21 protein-coding genes, 1 tRNA gene and 2 pseudogenes are annotated in these 24,696 nt (G+C 73.3%); 12 read left to right on the forward strand and 12 right to left on the reverse strand.

The window, feature by feature from the left end; translation table 11 throughout:
- Positions 1–1,504, reverse strand: a pseudogene (locus ABZV78_RS25485) (hypothetical protein); the annotation flags it as partial.
- Between the two features lie 4 nt (positions 1,505–1,508).
- Entirely contained in the window at positions 1,509–2,198 is a 690-nt protein-coding gene (locus ABZV78_RS25490; protein WP_355642444.1) for a hypothetical protein, read from the reverse strand.
- A 190-nt stretch (positions 2,199–2,388) separates the two neighbouring features.
- Between ABZV78_RS25490 and ABZV78_RS25495 the strand changes: the two genes are divergently transcribed.
- Entirely contained in the window at positions 2,389–2,862 is a 474-nt protein-coding gene (locus ABZV78_RS25495; protein WP_355642445.1) for a hypothetical protein, read from the forward strand.
- 13 nt (positions 2,863–2,875) lie between these two features.
- On the opposite strand, the gene ABZV78_RS25500 is transcribed toward ABZV78_RS25495, so the two are convergent.
- Both ABZV78_RS25500 and ABZV78_RS25505 read right to left on the reverse strand, forming a co-directional pair.
- Positions 2,876–3,976 carry an ionic transporter y4hA gene (locus ABZV78_RS25500; protein ID WP_355642447.1) on the reverse strand — a complete coding sequence of 367 codons (1,101 nt, stop codon included), beginning with the start codon at positions 3,974–3,976 and terminating at the stop codon, positions 2,876–2,878.
- Positions 3,977–4,123: 147 nt separating this feature from the next.
- Positions 4,124–4,732, reverse strand: a complete 609-nt coding sequence (locus ABZV78_RS25505; protein ID WP_355642449.1) for a TMEM175 family protein — start codon at positions 4,730–4,732, stop codon at positions 4,124–4,126.
- Between the two features lie 176 nt (positions 4,733–4,908).
- Between ABZV78_RS25505 and ABZV78_RS25510 the strand changes: the two genes are divergently transcribed.
- Positions 4,909–5,973: a hypothetical protein gene (locus ABZV78_RS25510; protein ID WP_355642451.1), complete on the forward strand. Its 1,065-nt coding sequence runs from the start codon at positions 4,909–4,911 to the stop codon at positions 5,971–5,973.
- A gap of 112 nt (positions 5,974–6,085) precedes the next feature.
- Here ABZV78_RS25510 and ABZV78_RS25515 read toward each other — a convergent pair.
- Both ABZV78_RS25515 and ABZV78_RS25520 read right to left on the reverse strand, forming a co-directional pair.
- Positions 6,086–6,162: transfer RNA gene (locus ABZV78_RS25515), tRNA-Pro, on the reverse strand.
- A 74-nt stretch (positions 6,163–6,236) separates the two neighbouring features.
- Positions 6,237–7,130, reverse strand: a complete 894-nt coding sequence (locus ABZV78_RS25520) for a metallophosphoesterase (protein ID WP_355642453.1) — start codon at positions 7,128–7,130, stop codon at positions 6,237–6,239.
- Between the two features lie 25 nt (positions 7,131–7,155).
- Between ABZV78_RS25520 and ABZV78_RS25525 the strand changes: the two genes are divergently transcribed.
- Positions 7,156–7,611 carry a GatB/YqeY domain-containing protein gene (locus ABZV78_RS25525; RefSeq protein ID WP_313724044.1) on the forward strand — a complete coding sequence of 152 codons (456 nt, stop codon included), beginning with the start codon at positions 7,156–7,158 and terminating at the stop codon, positions 7,609–7,611.
- A 66-nt stretch (positions 7,612–7,677) separates the two neighbouring features.
- Here ABZV78_RS25525 and ABZV78_RS25530 read toward each other — a convergent pair whose 3' ends face one another.
- On the reverse strand, positions 7,678–10,113 hold the full coding sequence (locus ABZV78_RS25530) for a transglycosylase domain-containing protein (RefSeq protein WP_355642454.1): 2,436 nt from the start codon (positions 10,111–10,113) through the stop codon (positions 7,678–7,680).
- 402 nt (positions 10,114–10,515) lie between these two features.
- On the opposite strand from ABZV78_RS25530, the gene ABZV78_RS25535 reads away from it, so the two are divergent.
- On the forward strand, positions 10,516–10,836 hold the full coding sequence (locus ABZV78_RS25535; RefSeq protein WP_091266889.1) for a WhiB family transcriptional regulator: 321 nt from the start codon (positions 10,516–10,518) through the stop codon (positions 10,834–10,836).
- Between the two features lie 24 nt (positions 10,837–10,860).
- Here ABZV78_RS25535 and ABZV78_RS25540 read toward each other — a convergent pair whose 3' ends face one another.
- The 3 genes from ABZV78_RS25540 to ABZV78_RS25550 are packed head-to-tail and all read right to left on the reverse strand — an operon-like array spanning position 10,861 to position 13,652.
- Complete coding sequence (locus tag ABZV78_RS25540; protein ID WP_355642456.1) at positions 10,861–12,012, reverse strand: ArsA-related P-loop ATPase; 1,152 nt, start codon at positions 12,010–12,012, stop codon at positions 10,861–10,863.
- 54 nt (positions 12,013–12,066) lie between these two features.
- The gene (locus ABZV78_RS25545; protein ID WP_355642457.1) at positions 12,067–13,041 is read right to left on the reverse strand and encodes an ArsA-related P-loop ATPase; all 975 of its coding nucleotides are present in this window, start codon (positions 13,039–13,041) and stop codon (positions 12,067–12,069) included.
- A 26-nt stretch (positions 13,042–13,067) separates the two neighbouring features.
- On the reverse strand, positions 13,068–13,652 hold the full coding sequence (locus tag ABZV78_RS25550; RefSeq protein ID WP_355642458.1) for a hypothetical protein: 585 nt from the start codon (positions 13,650–13,652) through the stop codon (positions 13,068–13,070).
- 344 nt (positions 13,653–13,996) lie between these two features.
- Between ABZV78_RS25550 and ABZV78_RS25555 the strand changes: the two genes are divergently transcribed.
- From ABZV78_RS25555 to ABZV78_RS25585, 7 genes are all read left to right on the forward strand, one after another.
- Entirely contained in the window at positions 13,997–14,446 is a 450-nt protein-coding gene (locus ABZV78_RS25555; protein WP_355642469.1) for a hypothetical protein, read from the forward strand.
- Positions 14,447–14,508: 62 nt separating this feature from the next.
- Positions 14,509–14,664 carry a DUF4177 domain-containing protein gene (locus ABZV78_RS25560; protein WP_013289021.1) on the forward strand — a complete coding sequence of 52 codons (156 nt, stop codon included), beginning with the start codon at positions 14,509–14,511 and terminating at the stop codon, positions 14,662–14,664.
- 66 nt (positions 14,665–14,730) lie between these two features.
- Positions 14,731–15,192 carry a RidA family protein gene (locus ABZV78_RS25565; RefSeq protein ID WP_355642460.1) on the forward strand — a complete coding sequence of 154 codons (462 nt, stop codon included), beginning with the start codon at positions 14,731–14,733 and terminating at the stop codon, positions 15,190–15,192.
- Between the two features lie 118 nt (positions 15,193–15,310).
- Positions 15,311–16,138 carry an MBL fold metallo-hydrolase gene (locus ABZV78_RS25570; protein ID WP_355642461.1) on the forward strand — a complete coding sequence of 276 codons (828 nt, stop codon included), beginning with the start codon at positions 15,311–15,313 and terminating at the stop codon, positions 16,136–16,138.
- Positions 16,135–19,716: an adenylate/guanylate cyclase domain-containing protein gene (locus ABZV78_RS25575; protein WP_355642462.1), complete on the forward strand. Its 3,582-nt coding sequence runs from the start codon at positions 16,135–16,137 to the stop codon at positions 19,714–19,716. The genes ABZV78_RS25570 and ABZV78_RS25575 overlap by 4 nt, the downstream gene beginning before the upstream one ends.
- A gap of 107 nt (positions 19,717–19,823) precedes the next feature.
- Complete coding sequence (locus tag ABZV78_RS25580) at positions 19,824–20,306, forward strand: hypothetical protein (protein WP_355642464.1); 483 nt, start codon at positions 19,824–19,826, stop codon at positions 20,304–20,306.
- A gap of 30 nt (positions 20,307–20,336) precedes the next feature.
- Positions 20,337–21,857, forward strand: coding sequence for a protein kinase (locus tag ABZV78_RS25585; protein ID WP_355642465.1), 1,521 nt, complete (start codon positions 20,337–20,339; stop codon positions 21,855–21,857).
- Here ABZV78_RS25585 and ABZV78_RS25590 read toward each other — a convergent pair.
- Entirely contained in the window at positions 21,844–22,311 is a 468-nt protein-coding gene (locus ABZV78_RS25590) for a hypothetical protein (RefSeq protein WP_355642466.1), read from the reverse strand. The two genes, ABZV78_RS25585 and ABZV78_RS25590, sit on opposite strands and share 14 nt — an antisense overlap.
- Positions 22,312–22,566: 255 nt before the next feature.
- On the opposite strand from ABZV78_RS25590, the gene ABZV78_RS25595 reads away from it, so the two are divergent.
- The gene (locus tag ABZV78_RS25595; RefSeq protein WP_355642468.1) at positions 22,567–24,351 is read left to right on the forward strand and encodes an alpha/beta hydrolase; all 1,785 of its coding nucleotides are present in this window, start codon (positions 22,567–22,569) and stop codon (positions 24,349–24,351) included.
- Between the two features lie 94 nt (positions 24,352–24,445).
- Here ABZV78_RS25595 and ABZV78_RS25600 read toward each other — a convergent pair.
- Positions 24,446–24,696, reverse strand: a pseudogene (locus ABZV78_RS25600) (hypothetical protein); the annotation flags it as partial.

Below are 24,696 nucleotides of genomic sequence, written 5' to 3' on the forward strand. Positions count from 1 at the left end.
CCTTCGCCGCAGCGAGCAGGGCGTGCAGGTCGTCGATCAGCCCGTCCAGCGGCGGACTGGGCGCCCTGGACACATACTCCACGCCGACACCGCCGGCCGCCACCGCGCCGACGCGGTGCAGCCGCCGGCCCGCCGTGGCCCGCCAGACCGAGCGGACGGTCCGCCGCACCAGCCGGACCAGGAGGTACGCCGTGCCGAGCAGGGGCAGGCAGATGGCGAGCACGGACAGCAGCCGGACGCCGATGCTGGGGACGTCCCCGTCCACCCAGTTCGCGACCAGGAGCACGGACTGCCGCTGCAGGCCCTGCCAGGCGGTCGCCACGACCCGGGGCAGGGCCGTCACCATGAGCACCAGCGTGATCAGGAGCAGGGGCACCACGATCAGCACCCACAGGGTCACCACCAACCGGGCCCACGGCTTCAGCACCTTGGATTCCGGGCGGTTCCACCGCGTCGGGAGCAGGCCGAGCAGCGTCGGCCTGATGCGGGCGTAGAGGTCCGGCACCCCGGTCAGGTCCGCCAGGATGTGATAGCCGTCGAAGCGGACGAACGGCGCCAGTTGCCGGAGCATCTGCAGCACCTGGGCCACGATGACGAGCAGCAGCGCGTCCCGCCGGGTGACCGCCCAGGTGGCGAAGATCGCCACCGCGACGATCGCGTTGAAGTACAGGCCGCCGAGGTCGACGCGGATCCGGCCCGCCCGTCCCAGGCGGTAGCTGTCGTCGACGTTGGTGTAGAAGGCGGGCCAGACCAGGTACAGGCCCACGCCCATGGTGCCGGGGGTGGCGCCGCCGTAACGGCAGGCCGCGGCGTGCCCGAACTCGTGGAAGCCGGCCGAGACGATGGTGATCGCGAAGACCAGCAGCAGCAGCCCCGGCTTGTCGAACACCTGGTGGGTGGCGGAGGCGAGCCCCTTCTCGAACAGCACCCATCCGGTGGACAGCAGGAAGGCGACCAGGACGAGGGCGACGACCAGTGGGCGGAACAGGGCCGCGAACGGCCGGGTGATCCGTCGGGTCACCCGAGGGTTGGAGACCACGAGACGGAACCGCAGCGCCAGCAGGGGATTGGCCTTTCGCGCCGTCGGCGCGGAGCCGTCGGACCGTGCGATGAGCCCGAGCGGGCGCAGCTTCTGCTCGGTCAGCATGCGGACGTTGTCCGCGGTGACCAGACGGTCGATCCTTCGACTCACCAGCGCCGCGATCTCCCGGTAGCCGCGCCGGCCGTCCATCGCCTCGAGAACGAGGTACAGCAGCCGGGTGAGCTGGCAGGTCTGGCCGTCGTCACGCCGTACCAGCCCGGGTGGTTGGCGGTATCCGGAGCCCGGCAGTTCGCCCAGCAGTTCCAGTCCCGGCGCGTGGGCGGGCACGCCCTCCCGCGGGTCGGATCCGGTGGCCTCGGCGGTGTCCGGCTCCGGTCGGGGATCCCCCGCAGGGCGGAGCACCGTGTTGACGGCGCCCCGCCCCGAAGAGGTGATCGGGTCGGACGGCGAGATGACACTCATCGCGCTACTGGGTGATCTCGGCCTGCTGGTCGGCCGTGGCCCGCGCCGTCACGTCGTCGAGATGTTGGGTGATGATCGCGTCCTGCTGGGAGATGGCGGTGGCGCTGGAGTCCACCGAGGCGACGTTCGCGGCGACGGCGGCATCGATCGGCGCCGCGACGTTGGCGTTGGCGGCGACCGCGCCGGCGACCGGCGCGGCGAGGTCGGCGTCGACGGCCACGTTGACGTCGACGTTCAGCAGGTCGCCGTCGAGCATCGACGCCGGGTCGGTCGGGACGGTGACGTCCCCGTCGGTCGGGTCACCGGTGCCGGGGTCGGTGGTGCCCGGATCGGTGGTGCCCGGGTCGGTCGTGCCGCCGTCGATCACGTCGTTGGACTGGTCGATCGCGCTGTCCTGGGGGGCGGTGGCGATCGCGTGGCCGGAGATGGCCTGGTCGATGAGGACGCCCTGGTCGGACAGGGCGGCTGCGGTCGAGCCCGTGGAGAGGATGTTGGCGCCCACAGCGGCGTCGATCGGGGCGGCGATGTTGGCGTTGGCGGCCACCGCGAGGTCGATCGGCGCCGCGAGATCCAGCCCGAGGTCGAGGTCCACGTTGAGGTCGAGGAGAGAGATCACCTCCTTCGTGGGCAGTGCGGTCGCCGCCTCTGCGGCCAACTCGTCCAGGGACAACGGAGTGAGTTCCGGTGTGCTCACGGCCAGCTCCATTTCCGGTACGCGCGTCGCGTGCCACGGTCCTGTCATGACGTACGACCGAGCGCTTCCGGCCTGTCGGGCGCCGCCTGCCGCTCGATCAACGGTGCGGATCTCGTTGCCCCGGATATTCGAGCTCAAAACACTCCGGCCGGCCCGGTGACCTGTCGGTGCGGTCTGCCATGCTGGCCCGGTGACCACGACCTGGCGCCACCTCCCCGCATCCGCCCGGGAGATCGCCGAGGCCGCCACGGAGGCCGTGACCGCCGCCGCCGACCGCGACGGTGAGACGTACGAGCCGGCGGTCGAGCGGCTCGCCGCCGCGGACCGGGCCGGGCTGGTGCTCGGCGGCGTGGTCCGGTTGCTGCTGGAGGAGAGCCACCCGGACGGGCTGGACGGCGACGACGTCCGCCAGGTGCTGGAGCGCTGCGTCCGGTCCACCGCGGCCTGGCGACCCGACGTCGACCCGCACGTGCTGCTGGTGCTGCTGGCGAGCGCGCTCGGCGTCTACGACCCGGGAGACGACGACGCGCCGCCGGACCCGGCCGCGATCGCCCGGCACGCCCCGCTGCTCGTCGCCGACCTGCTCGCGGCCACCGGACGGCCCCTGGCCGACCACCTGTCGGCGGCGTTCGCCGAGGTCGCCCGCACCGAACTGCACGACTGACCGCCCGCGACGGTCACGGGCTGGCCGCGAGGAAGACGAACGCGGCGAGCAGCACCAGGTGCACCCCGCCCTGGAGCACGGTCGCGCGGCCCGGCACCACGGTGAGCACGCCGGTCACCGCGGTCAGCGCGAGCAGCGTCATCTGGGTGCCGCCCAGCCCCAGCAGCAGCGGGCCGTCCAGCCAGATCGAGGCCAGCGCGATGGCCGGGATGGTCAGGCCGATGCTGGCCATGGCCGAGCCGAGCGCCAGGTTGAGGCTGATCTGCACGCGGTCCCGGCGGGCCGCCCGGGCGGCGGCGAGGGTCTCCGGCAGCAGCACCAGCAGGGCGATAACCACGCCGACGAACGCCTGCGGCAGGTTCGCCGCCTCGACGCCCGCCTCGATGGCCGGGGAGATGGTCTTCGCGTCCCCGACCACCGCGACCAGGGCCACGACCAGCAGCGCCAGGCTGGCCAGAGCGGTACGCGTGGACGGCGGATCGGCGTGCCCGCCGTCGGCGTCCTCGGGCATGATGCTGCCCTCCTGCGTGACCGGCAGGAAGTAGTCGCGGTGCCGGCCGGTCTGCACCATCACGAAAAGGCCGTAAAGGGCGAGCGAGGCGATCGCCGCGAAGGTGAGTTGCGCGGGGGAGAACTCCGGACCGGGCCGGCTGGTGGTGAAGGTCGGCACCACCATGCTGAGGGTGGCGAGCGTGGCCACGGTGGCCAGCGCCCCGCCGGTCCCCTCCGGGTTGAACACCGCCACCCGCCGCCGCAGCGCGCCGAGCAGCAGGGACAGGCCGAGGATGCCGTTGCAGGTGATCATCACGGCGGCGAAGACCGTGTCCCGGGCGAGCGCCTGCGTCTTGTCGCCGCCGCTGATCATCAGCGTGACGATCAGACCGACCTCGATCACGGTGACCGCCACCGCGAGCACCAGCGAGCCGAGCGGTTCGCCGACCTTGTGCGCCACCACCTCGGCGTGGTGCACGGCCGCCAGCACGGCCCCGGCGAGCAACGCGGCCACCGTCGCGATCAGCGGGCCGGGCAGGTGCCGGCCCCAGGTGGCCGCGAGCACGACGACCGCGATCAGGGGTAGGAGGGTGGTCCAATCGGTCAGGCGGGATCGGATCATGGCGGCCATGGCATCAACCTTGCCAGGTAGTTTGATCAACCGCCCGTGGCCGGACGCGTGCCGCCCGTCCGGTGGCCGCCCTGGACCGTCTCCTCGTCCCGCAGGCGGTCGAGCCACCGCCGCGCGTGCACATCGTGCCGGGCGCAGCTATCGCTGCGCGGGAGAGCCGACCGTCGGGGCGCGTTCGAAGATGTAGTAGACGGGGACGGCGGCGATGATGGCCAGTGCGACCGGCGCGCTGGCAAAGGCGACGGCGATCGCGGCCAGATACAGGATCGTCGACGCCCCGAACCGCAGCCGCGCCGTCCACCGGCCCCGCTCCGGCACCGGCTGCTGGAGCCGCCCCGGACGCAGGGTCCATTCGAAGATCCCCGCGAAGCTCAGCGCCATCCCGAGGAACGCGGCCGCATACAGGATCACCGCCACACGGGCGTCGTGCCCACCCAGCGCGAGGTACTTGGCCACCGTCGCCGTGTCCACCGGGATGAGGACGACGAACAGCAGCAGGACCAGGTTGAGGAGGGCCAGGTTCCGGTCGACGACGGCGACGTTCACGATGAGGGCGTGATGGTTGACCCAGATGAGCCCGATCGTGGCGAAGCTGACCAGGTAGGCGACAAATGAGGGCCAGTGGTCCGCGACCTGGTGCAGGAGCGGGCCGTGACCCGGGCCGGCCACCGCGAGGTTCAGCGCGAGTAGCGTGATCGCGACTGCGAAGACCGCATCACTGAACTGCTCCAGCCGAGTCCGGCTCACTCCAAACTTCTACCGCAACACCCGGGGGTGCCGTGGGGGATTCCACCCGCCCCAGCGGGACCGGGATCGCAGGCTGCTCGCTTGACGGCCCAGAAGCCCTCACCAGACCGGGCCGTGGCTGTCGCCCTGATCGACTACCGTCCAGGCGGCAAATTCCTCAACTACGGGGGGAAGCAATGACACATCCTTTCAGTCCGCGTCGCCTGCTCGCCTGGACCGCGCCCGTGACGCTCGCGCTGACCGCCCTCGCTCCGGCCTTCCCGGCGCAGGCCGCCGCGAAGCCGGCGCCCGCGCCGACCGTCAGCGGCGGCCCGGTCGACAAGGACCTCAACGGCGACGGCGTGCCGGACCTGGTCGCCGCCGGCGGCCCCGGCACCGGCCTCGGCTCCGGCGTCTGGTCCGCGCTGGGCGTCAAGTCCCGCAAGACCGGCGTCGGCACCGGCAAGGTGCAGACCCCGGCCACCAACATCGGTCAGGCCGGCACCGGCACCGGGACGGTCGGCTCGCCGACGGAGTTCGACGGCGCGCAGGTGATCACTGGCCGCTTCTGGGGCCTCGACCGGCAGGACTTCCTGTACTACACGCCTGGGGGCGTGAACCCGGGCGGCGGAGGTGTCATCGCGGGCGCCGGTGACGGCACCATGCAGAACCCCTACCAGGGCGGGGCGTCCCAGGCCACGATCGCGCGGGAGCAGCTCCTGGACCCCAACGGCAACTCCCCCCTCGAGCTGGCGAACGCGTTCGGGGCGGACGGCAATGACAACGGCATGCCGGACCTGATCGGGCGCTACGGGGACCCGGTGCACGGGTACAACCTCGGCTACCTGCCGAACCTGGGTGCACCCGGGATGGTCATCTTCAACACCACGCTGACGAACCGCACTCCGGCCGGTGACACCGACTGGCAGAACTGGAGCATCACCGGGACCGAGCTGGCCTCCGGCACGGCGCTCTTCCTGCGCAACGCCGGCACCGGCGACCTGTACCTCTGGACCGGCGTCAGCCTGGTCGACAACGGCGACGGCACTGGCTCGCTGACCTACACGCAGCACCAGGTGGCCGCCAACTGGAACACCGGCGTCGCGATCAGCACCCTCTGGGCCGCCGACATCAACGCCGACGGCACGCCGGACCTGTGGACGGTGCTGGCGGACGGCACCTACCGGGCGTACCTGATCTCGGGCCTCTCCACCAGCGGCACCGCGACGGTGACCGCGACCCGCTCCCAGCGACTGGTCTGACCGCCGGGGGCGCGTCGCCATCCCGCGGCGCGCCCCCGTCTGATCCCGGTGGAGAAGATCGTCGGGGGATAGCAAAAGGCCAGGTGAGGAGTCCTCACCTGGCCTTTACCTCTGGTCGGGGTGGCCGGATTCGAACCGACGACCTCTTCGTCCCGAACGAAGCGCGCTACCAAGCTGCGCCACACCCCGAGGCGTGCCGACAAATAGTAGCCCACCCGCTCCGATGGTCAAACTCGGTACCCCCGGCCGCGGCGCCGGTGTGATCAGCGGGGGATCAGGGTCAGGACGCTGGCCTCCGGGGGGCAGGCGAAGCGCACCGGCGCGGTGGGGTGGGTGCCCAGGCCGGCCGAGACGTGCAGCCAGGAGTCGGAGCCTGGCCAGCGGTGCAGCCCGCGCGCCATCGACCGGGGCAGCCCGCAGTTGGTCACCAGCGCGCCGTACCCGGGCACGCAGACCTGCCCGCCGTGGGTGTGCCCGGCGAGCAGCAGCCCGAAGCCGTCGGCGGCCATCCGGTCCAGCACGGCCGGCTCCGGGGAGTGGGCGAGCGCGATGGAGAGCGCCGCGCCCGGGCTGACCGGCCCGCCCACGGCCGGGTAGTCGTCCCGCTCGATGTGCGGGTCGTCCACGCCGACCAGCTCGATCTCCCGGCCCCCGGCCTTGAGGGTGGTCCGCGCGTTGTTGAGGTCCGCCCAGCCGGCGCCGGTGAAGACGTCGCGCAGCTCCTCGTACGGCAGCGGCACGCCCTCGGTGTACTCCCGGTCGGGGAGGAAGTAGGTGAACGGGTTCTTCAGGACCGGCCCGGTGTAGTCGTTGGAGCCGAAGACGAAGGCGCCCGGCAGGTCGAGCAGCGGTTGCAGGGCGCGCAGCACGCCCGGCACCGCGTCCGGGTGGGCCATGTTGTCCCCGGTGACCACCACCAGGTCGGGGTCGAGGGCGGCCAGCGAGGCCACCCAGTCCTGCTTGCGCCGCTGGTCGGGCATCATGTGCAGGTCCGACAGGTGCAGCACGCGCAGCGGCTCGGCGTCGGTGGGGAGCACCGGTACGTCGTACCGGCGCAGGGTGAACATGTTGCGCTCGATGAGCGACGCGTACGCCAGGGTGGCCGCGCCGGCGGCGACGGTCCCGGCCGCGAGCCGGAATAGTGTGCGCTTTCGCATGGCCTTCAGGGTAGTTTGACCGTCCATGAGCACGCTGAAGGACCGTCTCACCGCCGACATGCGCGCCGCACTCAAGGCGCGCGACGAGCTGACCACCTCCACGCTGCGGATGGCCCTCGCGGCCGTCGGCAACGCCGAGGTCGCCGGCCGGGAAAAGCGCGAGCTCAGCGACGACGAGGTGCTCGCCGTGCTGACCAAGGAGGCGAAGAAGCGCCGGGAGGCGGCCACCGCCTTCGCCGACGCGGGTCGCGCCGAGCAGGCCGGCAAGGAGACCGCCGAGGGCGAGGTGCTGGAGCGCTACCTGCCCAAGCAGCTCTCCGACGACGAGCTGGCCGAGCTGGTCTCGGGGGCGCTCGCCGCGGGCGGCTTCACCGGAAAGGCGCAGATGGGCCCGGCCATGAAGGCGGCCCAGGCCGCGGTGGCCGGCCGGGCCGAGGGCGGCCGGGTCGCCGCCGAGGTACGCCGGCAGCTCGGTCTCTGACCGCCCTGCTACGACGAAGCGGGCGGGCACCCCTGGTGGGTGCCCGCCCGCTGTCGTCTGCTCGGGTCAGCCGCGTGGTCGTCCCGGTTTCGTGGGACCGGCCGGCGGCGGGACGATCACCCCACCGGGCCCGGGCTTCGGCTTGTTACCGCCACCGGCGCTGACCTCGATGGTCACCACGCCGCCCTTGATGGTGCGCCCGTCCGGGCTGGTGCCGGCCGCGGTGTCCACCGGGCACTCCGACGGGACCTTCTGGCTGGCCACCACCGGCTCGAAGCCGGCGTCGCGCAGCCGCGACTTGGCGGTCTCGATGGACTCGCACTTCACGCCAGGGATGGACCGCTGGTCGCCCAGGACGATCTTCCCGCTCGGCGGAGTGAAGTCCTTCCGCTCCTTGCCCTTCATGGCGTCCCGCAGCGTCTCGTAGACCGCCGGGTTGATGCCGTTCGGGACGTCGTGGCCCATCTTCTGGTTGGTCTGCGGCCAGTCCGGGTCGGCCTCGATGCCGGCCACCGCGTACTGCTTCGTCATGGCGACGAGGGCCGAGGTCTTGTCCGAGTCGGTGGTGCCGGACTTGCCGGCCACCGGCGCCTTGACGATCCCGCGGACGTTGCCGGCGGTGGCGGTCTTGCACTTGGTGGTCGACGAGTGGTCACCCACCGGGCAGCGCGCCGCGTCCACGGCGGCCCGGGCCACCTCGGTGCTGATCCGCTGCTCGCAGTGCGGGTTGGCGATGTCGAGCTTGTCGCCGTCCGGGCCGCGGATCTCCTGCACCGGGATCGGCTCGCAGTATTTCCCGTCGGCGGCCAGGGTGGCGTACGCGTTGGCCAGTTCCAGCGGGGTGGTCTGCGAGACGCCCAGGGTGAACGCGCCCCACTGGTGCGCGGCGTCCTTGTCCGCGGCGAAGCTGGCGTCGTTCGACGCCCGGAAGGTGATGCCGAGCTTCTGGGCGGCCTTCACCACGTTCTCCGCGCCGACCTGCTGTTGGAGCGCCACGAAGTAGGTGTTGACGGAGAAGCCGAAGGCGCTCCACATGTTGTGCACGCCGGCCATCGACTTCGAGGCGTTCTGCGGGCAGTAGAAGTGCGTGCCCTTGCAGGCGGCCGGGTTGCCCGAGTCGATGATGTATTCCGACTTGAACTGCGGCTGCGCGTTGATGGTGTAGTCGAGCGGGTAGCCCTTCTCCAGGGCCGCCACCAGGGTGAAGATCTTGAAGGTCGAGCCGGCCTGGTAGCCGGTGATGCCGGCGCCGCCGCTGATCAGGGGGTTGACCGTGTTCGGGCGGTTGCCCCGGATCTTCTTCTTGGCCTTCTTCGGGTCGCTGGAGATCTTGTTCTGCGGGTGGTCCGGGTCGTCGAGCTTGAAGTTCCGGTTGACCGCGACGGCGCGGACCCGGCCGCTGCCCGGCTCGATGACGGCCACCATCCGGGCGGCCTTGTTGTCCTCACTCAGGTGGTTGCGGACCGCCTTGTCGGCGGCCTTCTGCGCCTGCACGTCGAGCGTGGTGGTGATGGTGTAGCCACCGCTCTTCAGGCGCCGCTCCCGGTCGTAGGAGGTGGAGCCGAAGGTCTCCTGCTGGAGCCACCAGCGGTAGAAGTAGTCGCAGAAGAAGCCCCAGGAGCGGGTGTTGGTGGCGACGCAGCCGTTCGGGGTGCGCTTCTTCGCCACCTTGAGCTTGATCTTCTTGGCCTGGTCGGCCTGCTCCTGGGTGATGGCACCGATCTGCACCATGTTGTTGATGACGTAGTCGCGCCGGTCGACCGCCTGGGGGTAGCCGATCGGGGTGGTGGGGTCGAACGCGGTCGGCGCCTTCACCATGCCGGCCAGCATGGCCGACTCCTGGATGTCGAGCTTGCTCGGCGGCTTGTTGAAGTAGACCTGGCTGGCGGCGTAGATGCCGTACGCGCCGTTGCCGAAGGCGGCGATGTTCAGGTAGCGCTCGAGGATCTCGTCCTTGGAGAGTTCCTTGTCGATCTGGAGCGCGTAGCGCATCTCGCGCAGCTTGCGGGCGCTGGTGTCCTCGGTCGCGGCCACCACGTCGGCCGGGTGGGTGGCCGAGTAGGAGATGGCCAGCCGGACGTACTGCATGGTGAGCGTCGACGCGCCCTGCCGCTGGGCCCCGGACTGGTTGTTGACGAACGCCCGGGCCACGCCGTTGAGGTCCACGCCGTTGTGCTTGTAGAAGTCGTGGTCCTCGGCCGCGATGATGGCCTTCTGCATGATCGGCGAGATGTCCTTGAGCTTCACGTCGCGCCGGTTCTCGTCGTACATCGTGGCCAGCGGGGTCTTGCCGTCGGCGGCCAGCAGGTAGGTGATCTGCGGGGCCCGGGCCACCGTCAGTTCCTTGGGCAGCGCGCCGAAGGTTTCGGCTCCCGCCTTGGCTGCCAGTCCGGACATCGCCACCGCGGGGAAGGCCGCCGCTGCGACCACCACGCCGGCCAACAGGCCACAGATGAGTAGCGATGCGGCGTTGGTCAGCACGTTGTGGTCACGTTTCCGCATCCAGGTCACCTCGACAGGGTACGCGAGTAGGGAACGAGGGGCGCGCGGGGAAGTTTCCCCATTTCCTGCGCGCGCCGGTCTCGTTGTGCTAAACGCACGAACCCCGGTGCGTGGTTGCGTGAAACCTGGCAGAAGTCTCCTCCGAACGGGGGAGCGGCGCAGCGTTTTCACCCACTCCGGCGGGGTAGACGGCGGGCGAAAGCCCGGGAAGCCGGGAGTGTCCGGAATGATGGATTTCGCCGACAACGTTGCGTAATCAGGCGACTACACAGCATGATGGTGGCGGCGACAGCAGCCACACGTCGTCCGCGCCGCCCTGGGGAGGCCGGCCCGGACGACCGGGGGGAATTCGACGGCTGGTGGCGCGAAGTCGGTAGGTACTGCAAGGGGGGACGTGTACAGATGGGCATGATCACTGACTGGCCGTCACTGGCGGCGTGTCAGAACGGGGACCCGGACGCGTTGTTCGTACAGGGCGCCGAACAGAACGTGGCGAAGAGGATCTGCCGGAGCTGCCCAGTTCGGTACGAGTGCCTGGCCGACGCGCTCGACAACCGGATCGAGTTCGGTGTGTGGGGTGGCATGACCGAACGCGAGCGCCGTGCGCTGCTGCGGCGTCACCCGCAGGTGACCAGCTGGCGCAAGATGTTCGAGGCGGCCATGAAGAAGAACGCCAAGGAGAAGGCCGGTCGGGACAAGGTCCTCGTGACCACGGCCAACTGACCGACGCGCCGTTCGGTCGACGCCTCAGCGCCGGCTGATCGCCTCGCCGATCGTCCGCAGCCCGTCGACGTCGTGCACGTCGGCGGGCTGCGCCGTCACCGACACCGCCGGCACTGCCGGGAACTCCTCGGTGAACCGGGCCGCCACCCGCTGCTCGCGGACCGCCTGCTCGGCCAGCGCGGCGTGCGCCCGCAGCACCTCGGCCGTGCCCTCGTGCCCGCCCGCGCCGGCCAGCCGCTCGGCGGCGGCCAGGCTGTCCGCCGCGGACAGCTCCGGCACCGCCGGCCGGTGCACCCGGTTGAGCACCAGGCCGGCCAGCGGCATCCGCTCGGCGCGCAGCCGGCCGGCGAAGTAGGCGGCCTCCCGGACCGCGTCCGGCTCCGGGGCCGCGACCAGCAGGAACGCCGTCTCCCGGGCCTGAAGGATGCGGTACGTCTGCTCGGCCCGCTGCCGGAAACCGCCGAACATCGAGTCCAGCGCGGCCACGAAGCCGGACAGGTCGGTGAGCAGCTGCGCGCCGATCACCTTCTGCACCACCTTCGAGAACATCCCGAAGCTGGCCGTCACGAAGCTGAACATGCTCCGCCCGCCGCTGCGGGCCGGGGCGAGCAGCAGCCGCAGCATCCGGCCGTCGAGGAAGCGGGAGAGCCGGGCCGGCGCGTCCAGGAAGTCCAGCGCCGAGCGGGACGGCGGGGTGTCCACCACGATGAGGTCCCACTCGCCCCGGCCGTGCAGCTGGCCCAGCTTCTCCATCGCCATGTATTCCTGCGTGCCGGCGAAGGTGGAGCTCATGGCCTGGTAGAAGGGGTTGGCGAAGATCTCCGCCGCCTTCGCCGGATCGGTGTGCTGGAGCACCACGTCGTCGAAGGTGCGCTTCATGTCGAGCATCATGGCGTGCAGTTGGCCGCCGCTGGACTCGACGTCGATCCCCTTGACCTGGCGCGGGGTGTTGTCCAGCTCGGTCAGGCCGAGGGACTGGGCCAGCCGGCGGGCCGGGTCGATGGTGAGCACCACCGTCCGCCGCCCGTGCCGCTCGGCCGCCCGCAGCGCCAGCGCGGCCGCGGTGGTCGTCTTGCCCACTCCGCCCGCCCCGCAGCAGACCACGATCCGCACGCCCGGATCGGCGAGGATCTGGTCGACGTCCAGCGGTGGCGCCGCGTCTTCGGAAGGCACCAATCGAGCGTATCGGTCTCGAGGGTCTCTCTGCTCCGTGCCGGCCGCAGGTGTGAGTCAATCCGCCCGGACGAGCGTCTCGGCCAGCGCCTCCAGCCCGGCGCGGTCGACCCCGGCGGGCAGCAGCGGCAGCTCGGTCAGGGGCAGGCCCAGCTCCACCAGGTCGGCGCGGAGCGAATCCTCCAGCTCCCGGCGTACCTGCTGGTCACGGGCCTCCGCGGCGAGTCCCGACACGGTCCGGGCGTCGGTCGGCAGGCCGGCGGCGGCCAGCCCGCGCTTCAGCTCGGCGGCGGTCACCGGGCGGCCGGCCGGCACCGGGGGCCGGGCACCGTTGACGATCACCCGGCCGACCGGGAAGCCGAGATTGGTCAGCTCGGCGATCGCGTCGACGGTCTCCTGGACCGGCATCTCCTCCAGCAGCGTGACCACGTGCACCGCGGTCATCGGCGAGCGGAGCAGCGCGGAGACCCCGTCGCTCTGGGTCTTGATCGGGCCCATCTTGGCCAGCCGGGCGGTCTCCGCGGTGACGTTGAGGAAGCGGCCGATGCGCCCGGTCGGCGGTGCGTCCAGCACCACGGCGTCGTACGCCCGACGCTGCCCGCTGGTCCGGGTCGTCGCCTCCTTGACCTTGCCGGTGAGCAGCACGTCCCGCAGGCCCGGGGCGATGGTGGTGGCGAAGTCGATGGCGCCCAGCTTGCGCAGCGCCCGGCCGGCCGCGCCGAGCTTGTAGAACATGTCCAGGTACTCGAGGAGCGCCTCCTCGGCGTCCACCGCAAGGGCGCGCACCTCACCGCCGCCCGGCGCCTCGGTGAGGTGTCGCTCCTCGTAGGGCAGTGGATCGGTGCCGAAGAGCTGGGCGATGCCCTGCCGCCCCTCCACCTCGACCAGCAGGGTGCGCCGGCCGCCGGCGGCCAGCCCGAGGGCCAGCGCCGCCGCCACGCTGGTCTTGCCCGTGCCGCCCTTGCCGGTCACCACGTGCAGGCGGGCCGGCCATCTGCCGGCGGAATCGGCCGGCTGCTCAGTCGCTGCCACCCGTCGAGCCTATCCAGCCGCCGCGGTCAGCCGACCTCGCAGACCCACCAACCCGTCTTCTGCACCACGGTGAAGCGCAGCTCCTGGTCGGCCACCTTCTCGTCGGCGGTGGTCATGGTGACCTTGGTGCTGACCGTGGCCCGCTCCCCGGTCTGGTTGTCCACCTTCGGGGTGGTCCAGCGGAACCGCGGGTTCTGATACCGACCGGCGTACTTCTGCACCTCAGCGATCTTGGCGGCGATCTTCTCGTCGTCCCGGGACGCGGAGCAGACGAAGGTGGCCGCCTTGCGGGCGTCCCGGTCCTGGTAGACCGCGGTGAGGAAGCCGTCCACCGCGACCGTCGGCTCCTTGGCGCCCTGGCCGTCCTCGGCCTGCCGCAGGGTGAGGAACGCGGCCGTGCCGCCACCGCCGCAGAGCAGGATCGCCGCAGCCAGCACGATCGAGGCGATCAGCAGGCCGCGCCGCTTCTTCGGGGCCGCCGGCTGCTGTGGGTACGGCGGGTAGCCGGGCGCGGGCAGGGCCCCGGGGGCCGGCATGGCGCCGGCGGGCGGTTCGTGGTGGCCGGGATCGCCGGGCGAGCCGGTGGCGCCACCGATGGGCGGTTGGGTCATGTCGTCCCCCGGAGTGCGGCGCGCCGCCGCCGCCCCAGGCGACGGACACGTGATCGAGCGTGGCGGGCGAGCGTGGGCGCTCGTCCAGACGGGAAGGGTAGCGGTCGGCGGGCGGCTTGCCAGCCCCGCGTACGCCGTGCCGTGCCGCGTCGAACGTGAATCCGCCGTCGCCTTCCGGATCGGGAATGTGTCGCATATGTGACTGGAGGTGACCGGACGTGCGCGTCCCGTTGCCGGGACTCCTCCCAGGTCCTACGTTCGTCGCGACGCGGGGGCCGGACCGGGCATGGGTTCCGAGCCGGATGGTGGTGACTGTGAACAGGTACGAGGCCCGGAGGCAGCGGATGCGCGACGCGGAGAACATTCCCCGAGCCCAGTTTCCCCCCGGCGACCGGGCGGGACGGCCCGGCGACGCCGAGGGGCCCGGCACGGGAGTGCCGTTCAACGAGCGGTCGTACCGGCCGCCGGCCGAGCTGGTCCGCGCCCTGGTCCGGCCGGGCGGGCGGGGACGGGACGAGGAGGAGCCCGGCTACGTCATCCACCTGCCCGTCCGGGTCCCCGACCTGGCGGCGGCCACCGCGCTCGCCGGCACCGTGGCCACCTCGCTGGGCTTCCTCGGCGAGCTGGACGCCGGCGAGACCACCGTCTCCACCGCCGACGACCAGAACAACCGGCACCGGGTCTTCTGCGACCTGCTGCTGCCCGACCGCACCCGGTGCCCCCAGTGGTACGACCACGAGGGCCCCTGCGGCGAGCCGTCCGGTCCGCCCGAGCAGCGTCCCGCGTCCCCGTAGCGGCGCCGGACCGTAGGCTGTGCCTGACCGAAGTCCATGCCAGGCAAGGGAGCCTTGACTCGATGCAGAAGTGGGAATACGCCACGGTCCCGCTGCTGGTCCACGCGACCAAGCAGATCCTCGACAACTGGGGCGAGGACGGCTGGGAGCTGGTCTCCGTGGTTCCCGGCCCGAACCCGGAGCAGCTCGTCGCCTACCTGAAGCGTCCGAAGGGCTGATGCCGTGAGCGCGAGGAGTGAGCCGGGTTTGCGAGCCCCGCAGTCGCGAACGAAGGACGGCATCGCATGAGCAACGGACCGCACGCGAAGCTCGCGGAACTCGGCCTGACCCTGCCCGAGGTGGCGGCGCCGCTGGCCAGCTACGTGCCGGCCGTCCAGTCCGGGCAGCACGTCTACGTCTCCGGCCAGCTCCCGCTCGCCGAGGGCAAGCTGCTCGCCACCGGCAAGGTCGGCAACGGCGTCTCCGCCGAGCAGGGGAAGGACCTGGCGCAGCGGTGCGCGCTGAACGCCCTCGCCGCGATCGACTCGCTGGTCGGCCTGGAGAACGTGGTCAAGATCGTGAAGCTGACCGGTTTCGTGGCCAGCGCGCCCGGCTTCACCGGCCAGCCCGGCGTGGTCAACGGCGCCTCCGAGCTGTTCGGCGCCGTCTTCGGCGAGGCCGGCCGGCACGCCCGCAGCGCGGTCGGCGTGGCCGAGCTGCCCCTCGACGCCCCCGTCGAGGTCGAGGTCATCGTCGAGGTGGCCTGACGCTCCGTACCCGCGATCTTGCGGTTTCCCGGTGGGCAGATGGCCCGCGGGGGGACATAACACCTGGCGGAACCGCAAGATCGCGGGGAGTGGCGGGCGGGGTCGTACGATCGCTGCCATGGGGCCTGTGACCGGAGCCGCAGGGGCGCTCGCGGACGAGCTGCCGGAGTGGGTGACGCTGGTGCGCGCCCCGAACCCGGGGCCGATGACGCTCGATGGCACGAACACCTGGGTGCTGCGCGCCCCGGGCGCCGAGCACGCCGTGGTGGTCGACCCCGGGCCGGCTGACGAGGGGCACCTCGCCGCGCTCGCCGCGCACGGCCCGGTCGGCTTCGTGCTGATCACCCACGGGCACGGCGACCACACCGAGGGCGCGCCGCGGCTGAGCGAGCTGCTCGGCGGGGTGCCGGTCCTCGCGGCCGACCCGGCGCACACCGTGGGCGGCGCGCCGCTGACCCCGGACGCCGCGCTCGACGCCGGCCTGGAGATCCGCCTGCTGGCCACCCCCGGGCACACATCCGACTCGGTCTGCTTCCTGGTCGGGCACGGCGACGAGCGGGTCGTGCTCACCGGCGACACCATCCTCGGGCGGGGCACCACCGTGGTCGCCCACCCGGACGGGCACCTCGGCGACTACCTGACGAGCCTGGAACTGCTCGGCACGTACCGGGGGATCCCGGCGCTGCCGGGGCACGGCCCGGCGCTGGCCGACTGCGGCGCGGCGGCCGACTTCTACCTGGCCCACCGGCGGGCCCGGCTCGACCAGGTCCGGGCGGCGGTGGCCGCCGGCGCGACCACCGCGCCCGAGGTGGTCGAGCGGGTCTACGCGGACGTCGACCGGTCGCTGTGGTGGGCCGCCGAATGGTCGGTCCGGGCCCAGTTGGAGTACCTCGGGGTGCCCGCCCGGGAATCCGGCGCCGGGGCTGCGGGGTTGGAGCAACCGTGACCTGCCCGGTGTGTGGAACCGTCGCCGTACCCGGCGCGCGGTTCTGCCACAACTGCGGTGCCGCGCTGCCGGCCGCCGCCACGCTGCCCGCCGCCGAGCGGCGGGTCGTCACCGTGCTCTTCGGCGACCTCTCCGACTTCACCTCCTGGTCCGAGGACCTCGACCCGGAACGGGTCGGCGCGGTCACCGACCGGGTGCTGGCCGCCCTGGCCGGCGCGGTCAAGACCTTCGGCGGGCACGTCGACAAGCTCACCGGCGACGGGATCATGGCGGTCTTCGGCGCGCCGGTGGCGCACGAGGACGACGCCGAGCGGGCCGTCCGGGCCGCGCTCTCCATGCAGCGGGCCGTCCGCCGGGTGCTCGACGACGAGCGGGGCGGCGGCGCGCCGCTCGGCCTGCGGGTCGGGCTGAACACCGGCGACGTGATCGCCGGCATCCAGGCCGCCATCGAGTACACCGTCATCGGCGACACGGTGAACACCGCCGCCCGGCTCGCCGACGCCGCCGCCGTCGGCGCGGTCTACGCGGGCGCGCGCACCTCCGCCGCCACCCGGCACGTCGCCTCCTGGCGGGCGCTGCGCCCGCTGCGGCTCAAGGGCAAGCGCGAGCCGGTCGAGGCGTACGAGCTGCTCGGCCTGCTGGACGCGCCGGGCACCCGGTCCGGTCTCGGCGACGAGGCGCCCTTCGTGGGCCGGGAGACCGAGATCGGCCGGGTCGCCGGTCGGCTCGCCGAAGTGATCGACCGGGCCGAGCCCCGGGTGCTGCTGATGACCGCCGAGGCGGGGATCGGCAAGTCCCGCTTCGCCGCCGAGGTGGAACGCCTGGCCGCCGGCTACGACGTCGGCGCCGGCCGCTACGCCGCGCACACCGGCGCCCGGGTGCTCTCCGTCCGCTGCGCCGCGTTCGGCGAGCGGCGCCGGCTCGCCCCCCTCGCCGACCTGGTCCGCGCGGCGGTCGGCCTGCCCAACGACCCCGCCACCGCGCTCACCCGGCCGGCGGTCGAGGAGCGGCTGCGCCGGCTCGGGCAGCGGCTCGGCCGGCTCCCCGGCGACCTGCCCCCGCTCGCCGTGGACCAGCTCCTGGCCCTGCTCGGGTACGCCGAACTCCCCGCCGCCGCCGAGAACGGCGAGTGGAACGTCGCCTCCCCGCCACCGGACGCCGAGGCGGTGCCCAACGCGGTCGCCGAACTGCTCAGCGCGCTCGCCCTGGAGGCGCCGCTGGTGATCGTGGTGGACGACCTGCACGACGCCACCGCCGAGACGATCAAGGCGCTCGCGCTGACCCTCAACCGGCTCAGCGGCCCGGTGCTGGTGCTGCTGCTCGGCCGGCCCGAGCTGGTGCGGACCGCCGGCGCGCTGACCCGGGTCGCGGACGCCGAGGTGCACGCGCTGCCCCCGCTGCGCGGCGCCGACGCCTCCCGGCTGCTCACCAGCTACCTGAGCGGCGGCAAGCTGTCGGCGACCGACGCGGACCGGCTGCTCGCCACCGCCCAGGGCAACCCGTTCTACCTGGCCGAGCTGGTCACCCTGCTGATGGAGCGCGGCGCGCTGACCGCCGGCCCGGGGCGGGACGCCAACGTCGGCTGGCGGCTGGCGCCCGGCTCGCTGGGCAGCCGGCTGCTCTCCCGGGACCTGGCCGCGGTGCTCGCCGCGCGTATCGACGCGCTGCCGCCGGACGCCCGCTCGGTGCTGCGGGACGCCGCGGTGGTCGGCGACACCGTGCCCGGCGGCGCGCTGGAGGCGCTTCGCGAGCAGCGCGTCGGGCGGGACGGCCGGCCGGCCGCCGTGGCCGCGGTCGAGCTGGACCGGGCCGTGGAGGAGCTGCTGCAACGTCGCATGCTGCACCGCACCCGCACCGGGTTCGCCTTCGCCACCCCGCTGATGCGGGAGGCCGCGTACGCGGGGGTGAGCAAGGCCGAACTGGCCGAGCGGCACGCCGCGCTGGCCCGGTGGGCCGCACCGGAGAGCGCCACCGGCGGCACCACACCGCCGGGCGGGTTCACCGAGTCCGCCCGGGACGACTTCGTCGCCGAGCACGTCGAGCGGGCCGCCGGGCTCGCCGACGCGGTCAAGCTCCGCCCGGACGCGCCGGCCCGGGCGGTGGTCCCGCTGGGCGTGGCCGCGCTGGGCCGGGCCGCCCGCCGCGCGCTGCGGTCGGGGGAGCCGGCGCTGGCCGTCGAGTACGCCGAGCGCGCCGCCGAGCTGGCCCGCGACGGGGTGCCGCTGGCCGACCGGGTGGTGCACGCCCGGGCGCTGCTCCAGATCGGCCGCCCGACCGACGCGCTCGCCTTCGCCGAGAAGATCGCCGCCAACGCCGGGGACGCGGCGGCCACCCGGACCAGCGCCCTGCTGCTGGCCGGGCAGGCCCACCAGACCCTGGGCGACGCCGCCCGGGCCGAGCGGAGCTGGCAGGAGGCGTTGCAGGTGGCCACGGCCGCCAACCTGCCGACCATGCGCGCCTCGGCGATGCGCCGGCTCGGCATGGCCGACTTCATCGCCGGCCGGCTGGGCCAGGCGAGCAGCCGACTGGCCGCCTCCTACCAGGTCAGCCTCGCCGCCAAGGACCCGCGCGGGCAGGCCTGGTCGTTGCAGAACCTGGCCTGGGTGACCACCACCCGGGGCGACTTCGCCGGCACCGACGCGGTGCTCGGCCGGGCCGCCCGGCTCTTCGCCGAGCTGAAGGACCCGTACGGGCGGGCCTGGCTGCGCGGCACCACGGCGTTCGCCCGGCTGCTCGCCGGCCGGCTCCGCGAGGCGTGCCGGATGGCGCAGGTGTTCCTGCCGTTCGGCGAGCGGGTGGGCGAGGCGTGGGCGGTGGGCACGCTCCGCGCCGTCGAGGCGTACGCCACCGCCGAGCTGGGCGAGCTGGCCGAGGCGGACCGTGCGGCGCGCCGGGCGTACCGCGAGTTCGCCGAGGTCGGCGACGACTGGGGGCAGGGCTTCGCGCTGGTCGTGCGCGGGGTGGTGGCGCGCGGGCTGGGCGAGCCGGAGCACGCCGCCGACCTGCTCACCGACGCCCTCGAGTACGCCGACCGCACCGCGCACCCGCTGCTCACCGGGATGGCCGGGACGATGCGCGGCTTCGTGGCGCTGGACATGGGCGACGCCGAAACCGCCGAGCGGGAGGCCCGGTCGGTGCTGACCACTGTGGAGCCGCACAACCCGCAGGCCCCCGCCCAGGTGGCGCCCCGGGTGCTGCTCGCCATGGCCCGGCTCGCCGCCGGCGACCCGGCGACCGCCGTGGGGCTGCTCGCCCCGGTCGCCACCACCGCCGCCAACAGCCCGTCGCTGCTCTTCTCCCGCCGGCAGACCATGGCCCGGTACGCGTCCGCGCTGCTCGCCCACGGCCAGCGCGAGCAGGCGCTGGACTGGGCGCAGCGGGCGGTGTCCGCCCCGGCTGAGGACGTGCGCAGCCAGGTCATCGCGCGGATGGTGCTGGCCGAGGCGCTGGCCGCCTGCGGCCGCCCGGCCGAGGCGCTGGCCAGCGCCGAGGAGGCGGTGCGGCTGGCGTACGCCACCGAGCAGCGCAGTGAGCGGGGCGTCGCCGACGCGCTCCGTGCCCGCCTCGCCGGCGGCTGATCCCGCCTCCGGTTCTGCCGGTTCCGGGGATGTGTCCGTCGGAGTGGGCGGTTAGCGTGAGGGCGTTGAGGGGCCGTCCCGCCGACGGCCGCACATGGGGAGGAACGATGAGGCTGCCGCGCTCCGGCGCCGGCTGGACGATCGCGGTCTTCGGGCTCCTGGCGTTGCTGCTCGGCGCGCTGGGGCTGATCTGGCCCGAGACGCAGCTACGCCTGCTCGGCTTCGAGGTGCCGGCCGAGCGCGCCCCGGGTGACTACACCGGCACGTTCCTCACCGCGTCCTCGATGGCCTCGTTCAACATGGGGGTCTACTACCTGCTCGCGGTGGCCACCGAGTGGCGGCCGTTCTACCGGTTCACCGTCTGGTTCCGGCTGGTCACCTTCACCGTCTTCACCATCGCGGTGCTCTCCGACGTCGCGCCGGGCCGGTTCTTCGGGGTGGCCGCCTGGGAGGGCCTGGGCGCGGTCGCGACCGCCGTCGGCCTGTGGTGGGACGCCCGCCGGGCGGCCGCCGGGCCGGCCGGTCCGGGTGCGGCGGACGACGCCGCTCCGGGCCTGGGCCCGGTTCCGGCGACCGACGCGGTGCGCTGAGCGACCGGAACCGTTGGGTATTTTCGAGTCGTGACCGAGACCCCGCCCGGCGCCCTGCGGCTGCCCATCGTGCCCGGTCTGACCGACCTGGAGGTCTTCGCCCGGGGCGGCTACGCCACCGTCTACCGGGCCACCCAGATCTCGGTGGGGCGTGAGGTCGCGGTCAAGGTGGAGAACCGCACGCTGGACAGCGAGCGGGACCAGGCGCGCTTCCTGCGCGAGGCGCGGGCCGCCGGCAAGATGTCCTCGCACCCGCACGTGGTGGACCTGTTCGACGTCGGGGTCACCATCGACCAGCACCCCTACCTGATCATGGAGCTCTGCGACGGCTCGTACGCGGAGCGGATGCGCCGGCGCCCGCTGGGCGCGGTGGAGGCCCGCGACCTCGGTGTGAAGATCGCCGACGCGCTGGCCCACTCACACGCGGCCGGGGTGCTGCACCGGGACGTGAAGCCGGCCAACATCCTCTACTCGCACTTCAACCCGGCGGTGCTGGCCGATTTCGGGCTCGCGGTGCTGGCCGAGGTGCGCGACGCCTCGGTCACCCTGGAGGTGCTCACCCCGGCGTACGCGCCGCCGGAGATGTTCAGCCACAGCCCGCCCAGCCCGGCCGTCGACGTCTACGCCCTCTGCGCCACCCTCTACGCGGTGATGCACGGCCGCCCGCCGCGCTGGCAGTCCGAGCGCAACCCGAGCCTGGTCACGGTGCTGGAAATGTTCCAGCAGCCGATCCCCGGCCTGCCCGGCGTGCCCGACGAGCTCATCGACGTGCTGCGGCTGGGCATGTCCAACGACCCGGGTGAGCGTCCGTCCGCCGTCGACCTGCGGGCCATGCTCGCCGCGCTCCCGCTCGACCCGGGCGCCGCGCCGGTGAGCGGCGCACCCTACCCGGGCTCGCCGGTCAGCGGCGGCCCGACCACGGGCGGCCAGCCGCTGACCCGCACCGGCCAGCCGGGCCCGCGACCGCCGACGGACGACACCCACCCGACCGTGCCGAACCGCGGTCGGCGCTGGCCGCGTCGCTGGTTCCTCGGCGGGGCCGGGGTGCTCGCGCTCGCCGCCTCGGCCGGCGTGGGCGCCTGGCTGGCCGGCGGCGCGCCGACCGTGGTGTCGCCGACGCCGGTGGCCAGCGGGGCGGTGGAGACGTCCGGGGCGAAGGTGCTGCCCGGCTGCGCCGCCGGGGACGTCCGACTGCCGGCGGGCGCGCACTGCGCGTCCGAACTGGAGTGTTACGGCCCGGTGCGGCTGCGCCGCGACCGGGCCGAGGCGACCCGGGTGCCCTGCGACGGGCGGCACACCTGGGAGACCTACGCCGAGGGCGACCTGCCGGCCGCGCTGGCCGGGGCGGGCCACGACGCGGTGGTCGCCGACCCGGCCGTCCGGCAGGTCTGCAACCTCGGCACGTTCCGGCTGACCAGCGGCCTCCGGCAGGTGACCGGCTGGAACCTCGAGGTGCTGCCGCCGGTCGGGCCGGAGCTGGACCGCACCTATCGGTGCCTGGCGGGGCGCGGCGTGGACGCGCTGGCCGTGCCCACCCTCACCGGTCGCTGACCCCGTTCGCCGCCCGCTGCTCCCGCACCGCTCGGGGATCGAGCGTCCCCAGCGTCTCGGCGTCCACCGGGTATCCGCCGCCGGCCGCCCGCAGGTCGTGGACCGCCCGCGGGTCGATCGCCTCCAGCGTGTCGGCGTCACCCGCGTAGCCGCCGACGGGCGTGCGGAGCCGCCGCACCGCCCGGGGGTCGATCGCCTCGAGCGTGTCGGCGTCCACTCCGTACCCGGCGGGGACCGGCCACTCCTCGGTCGGGGTGTCGGCGCGGGGAGGGGCCTGCCGGGCAGCCGTCACGGTCACCCCGGCGACCATGCCGAGCAGGACGCAGATCAGGGCCAGCACCACCGACAGGATGCCGGCGGGGCGCCACACCACCAGCGTCGCCAGCGCCGCCACCGCCGCCAGCGACGCGACGACGGCCTTGACCCGCGCATCGGGCTTCGGGAACGAACTCACCCGACAAGCATGGCCCAGAGCGTCGACCTGTCAACCGCCGGACCGGGACGGCTTCCCGTCGGACCCGTTACCGGGCAGGTCATCCTCCAGCCAGGAGGATGGCAAAAGCGTCGATCAAGAAGATTCTGTTACATCAATCGGCAATCTGTCGCTTCTGTCCGCGTTTGGCGGGCGACTCCGGTGGGGCGTGATCCCTAAAGTGACGGGGGTCGAGGTCTCCTCGACGGACCCCGTTCCCCACCGGAAGGCAGCCACATGCCACGTGCAATCGGGTCCCTCACCGCAACAGGGATCGCCGGCATCGTCCTCGCCGGATCGGCGGTCGCGCCCGCCGCGGCCGCGACCCGCACGCCGCAGCCGGCGGCGTACGACCGGACCAGCGCCGTCGAGGCGCGCCGGGTCGACCGCGTGCCGACGCCGAAGCTCGGCTGGTACGCCTGCTACGACTACGCCGAGTGCGCCACGGTCCGGCTCCCGCTGGACTACGACAACCCGAAGGGTGCCACCACCGAGGTCGCGGTGCTCCGGGTCAAGGCGCGCGACCAGCAGCACAAGGTCGGCAGCCTGTTCCTCAACCCGGGCGGCCCGGGCGGCTCCGGCACCAGCATCGCGCTCGCCGCGCCCTACTTCCTCGGCGACGACCTGCTCGACCGCTTCGACATCGTCGGCGTCGACCCACGTGGCGTCGCCTCCAGCGACAACGTCAAGTGCTTCCCGTCGGTGAAGGACCAGACCCGGGCCTACGCCGGGCTGAAGGTCGCCTTCCCCTACACGAAGGCCGAGGAGAAGGCGTACGTCGCCGCGTCGAAGGCGGTCGGCAGGGGCTGCTCGACCACCGGCCGGCCGCTGACCGGCGCGGCGTCCACCGCCGAGGTGGCCCGCGACATGGACGTTCTGCGCCGCGCGGTCGGCGACAAGAAGCTCAGCTACCTGGGCTTCAGCTACGGCACCGCGCTGGGCCAGTACTACGCCAACATGTTCCCGGACCGGTTCCGCGCCCTGGTGGTCGACGGGGTGCTCAACCCGAACGCCTGGGTCGGCCAGGGCAAGGCCCGCAACCAGCTCCAGGAGACCCGACTGCGCAGCGCCGACGGCGCGTACCACGCGCTGCACGAGATCCTGGTCCGGTGCGGCAGGGCCGGCGCCGAGAAGTGCGCGCTGGCTTCCGGCGGCGACCCGGTCGCCACGTACGAGACGGTGGCGCAGCGGCTGCGCAAGAAGCCGCTGGTGGTCGACGACCCGGACCTCGGGCAGTTCACGGTCAGCTACGCCGACTTCGTGGGCGCCACCCTCGGCAACCTCTACGACCCCAACGGCTGGCAGTACGTCGTGGAGCTCACCGCTGAGCTGCTGGTGCTGACCGACCCGGCCGCCGCCGCGTCCGCCACGGCGAAGGCGCGCTCCGCGGTGGCCCGGCGGGCCGCCCAGGCCCGCGAGCAGCGCGGTTACGACTTCCCGTACGACAACGGGCTGGAGACGTTCCTGACGGTGGACTGCACCGACGCGTACCACCCGACGAGCGCGGACGCCTGGCCGGCGTTGTCGGCCAGGGAGGACAAGCGGGCGCCGTACTTCGGCCGGGCCTGGGCCTGGGGCACCGCGCCCTGCGCCCGCAACACCTGGACGGTGCGCGACGAGGATGCCTGGACCGGCCCGTTCAACCGGACCACCGCTGCTCCGGTGCTGGTGGTCGGCAACTACTGGGACCCGGCGACCAACTACCAGGGCGCGGTCGGCTCGGCGAAGCTGTTGCCGAACAGCCGGCTGCTGAGCAGCGACAGCTGGGGGCACACCGCCTACGGCACCTCGGCCTGCGTGACGGGCGCGGTCGACGCGTACCTGCTGAGTGGGACGCTGCCCGCCAGGGGCACGCTCTGCACCGGCGACGCCCAGCCGTTCCAGGACGAGCCGGCGGTCACCCGGGCGGAGGCGTCGAAGAACGCGCTGGCCCGGGACGGTGCGCCCGGCCGGGGTGAGCCGAAGCGGCTGCCGCCGGTGGTGGCGCCGCTCCCGGCGGTCGGCACCCTGACCGTCCGCTGACGGACCCCCGGGGTACGGCGGGTGATCGGGCACCCTCCGTACCCCGGGCCGTCGGCACGCAGCGGACCGTGCGCCGAACGTGGCGTACGTCCGGTCAGCGGTAGTTGTTGGCGCGACCGGCCTCGGGCAGGACCATGGTGGCCTCGTTGCTGGCCTCCGCGCCGTGGCTGGTGACCGGCTGGGCCGGCGGCGGCATGGTCGGCATCGCAGCGACGTCGCGCCGCCCGGCCTGGTAGGCGCGGGCGTGGTCGGCGATGGCCTGCGACTCCTGCTCGGCGCGGGTCAGCCAGTTCTCCCAGCGGCCCTGCATGGGGCGGACCAGGCCGCCGCCGACGCCGACGATCA

The sequence above is a fragment of the Micromonospora sp. NPDC004540 genome, from assembly GCF_040610095.1.
GTDB lineage: Bacteria > Actinomycetota > Actinomycetes > Mycobacteriales > Micromonosporaceae > Micromonospora.

Coding starts and splice junctions, on each gene's coding strand:
- ABZV78_RS25565 (WP_355642460.1), top strand. CDS start 14,731: ATGAGCAACGGACCGCACGCGAAGCTCGCGGAACTCGGCCTGACCCTG.
- ABZV78_RS25520 (WP_355642453.1), bottom strand. CDS start 7,130: ATGCGAAAGCGCACACTATTCCGGCTCGCGGCCGGGACCGTCGCCGCC.
- ABZV78_RS25550 (WP_355642458.1), bottom strand. CDS start 13,652: ATGACCCAACCGCCCATCGGTGGCGCCACCGGCTCGCCCGGCGATCCC.
- ABZV78_RS25580 (WP_355642464.1), top strand. CDS start 19,824: ATGAGGCTGCCGCGCTCCGGCGCCGGCTGGACGATCGCGGTCTTCGGG.
- ABZV78_RS25530 (WP_355642454.1), bottom strand. CDS start 10,113: ATGCGGAAACGTGACCACAACGTGCTGACCAACGCCGCATCGCTACTC.
- ABZV78_RS25560 (WP_013289021.1), top strand. CDS start 14,509: ATGCAGAAGTGGGAATACGCCACGGTCCCGCTGCTGGTCCACGCGACC.
- ABZV78_RS25595 (WP_355642468.1), top strand. CDS start 22,567: ATGCCACGTGCAATCGGGTCCCTCACCGCAACAGGGATCGCCGGCATC.
- ABZV78_RS25555 (WP_355642469.1), top strand. CDS start 13,997: ATGCGCGACGCGGAGAACATTCCCCGAGCCCAGTTTCCCCCCGGCGAC.
- ABZV78_RS25510 (WP_355642451.1), top strand. CDS start 4,909: ATGACACATCCTTTCAGTCCGCGTCGCCTGCTCGCCTGGACCGCGCCC.
- ABZV78_RS25535 (WP_091266889.1), top strand. CDS start 10,516: ATGGGCATGATCACTGACTGGCCGTCACTGGCGGCGTGTCAGAACGGG.
- ABZV78_RS25500 (WP_355642447.1), bottom strand. CDS start 3,976: ATGATCCGATCCCGCCTGACCGATTGGACCACCCTCCTACCCCTGATC.
- ABZV78_RS25525 (WP_313724044.1), top strand. CDS start 7,156: ATGAGCACGCTGAAGGACCGTCTCACCGCCGACATGCGCGCCGCACTC.
- ABZV78_RS25570 (WP_355642461.1), top strand. CDS start 15,311: ATGGGGCCTGTGACCGGAGCCGCAGGGGCGCTCGCGGACGAGCTGCCG.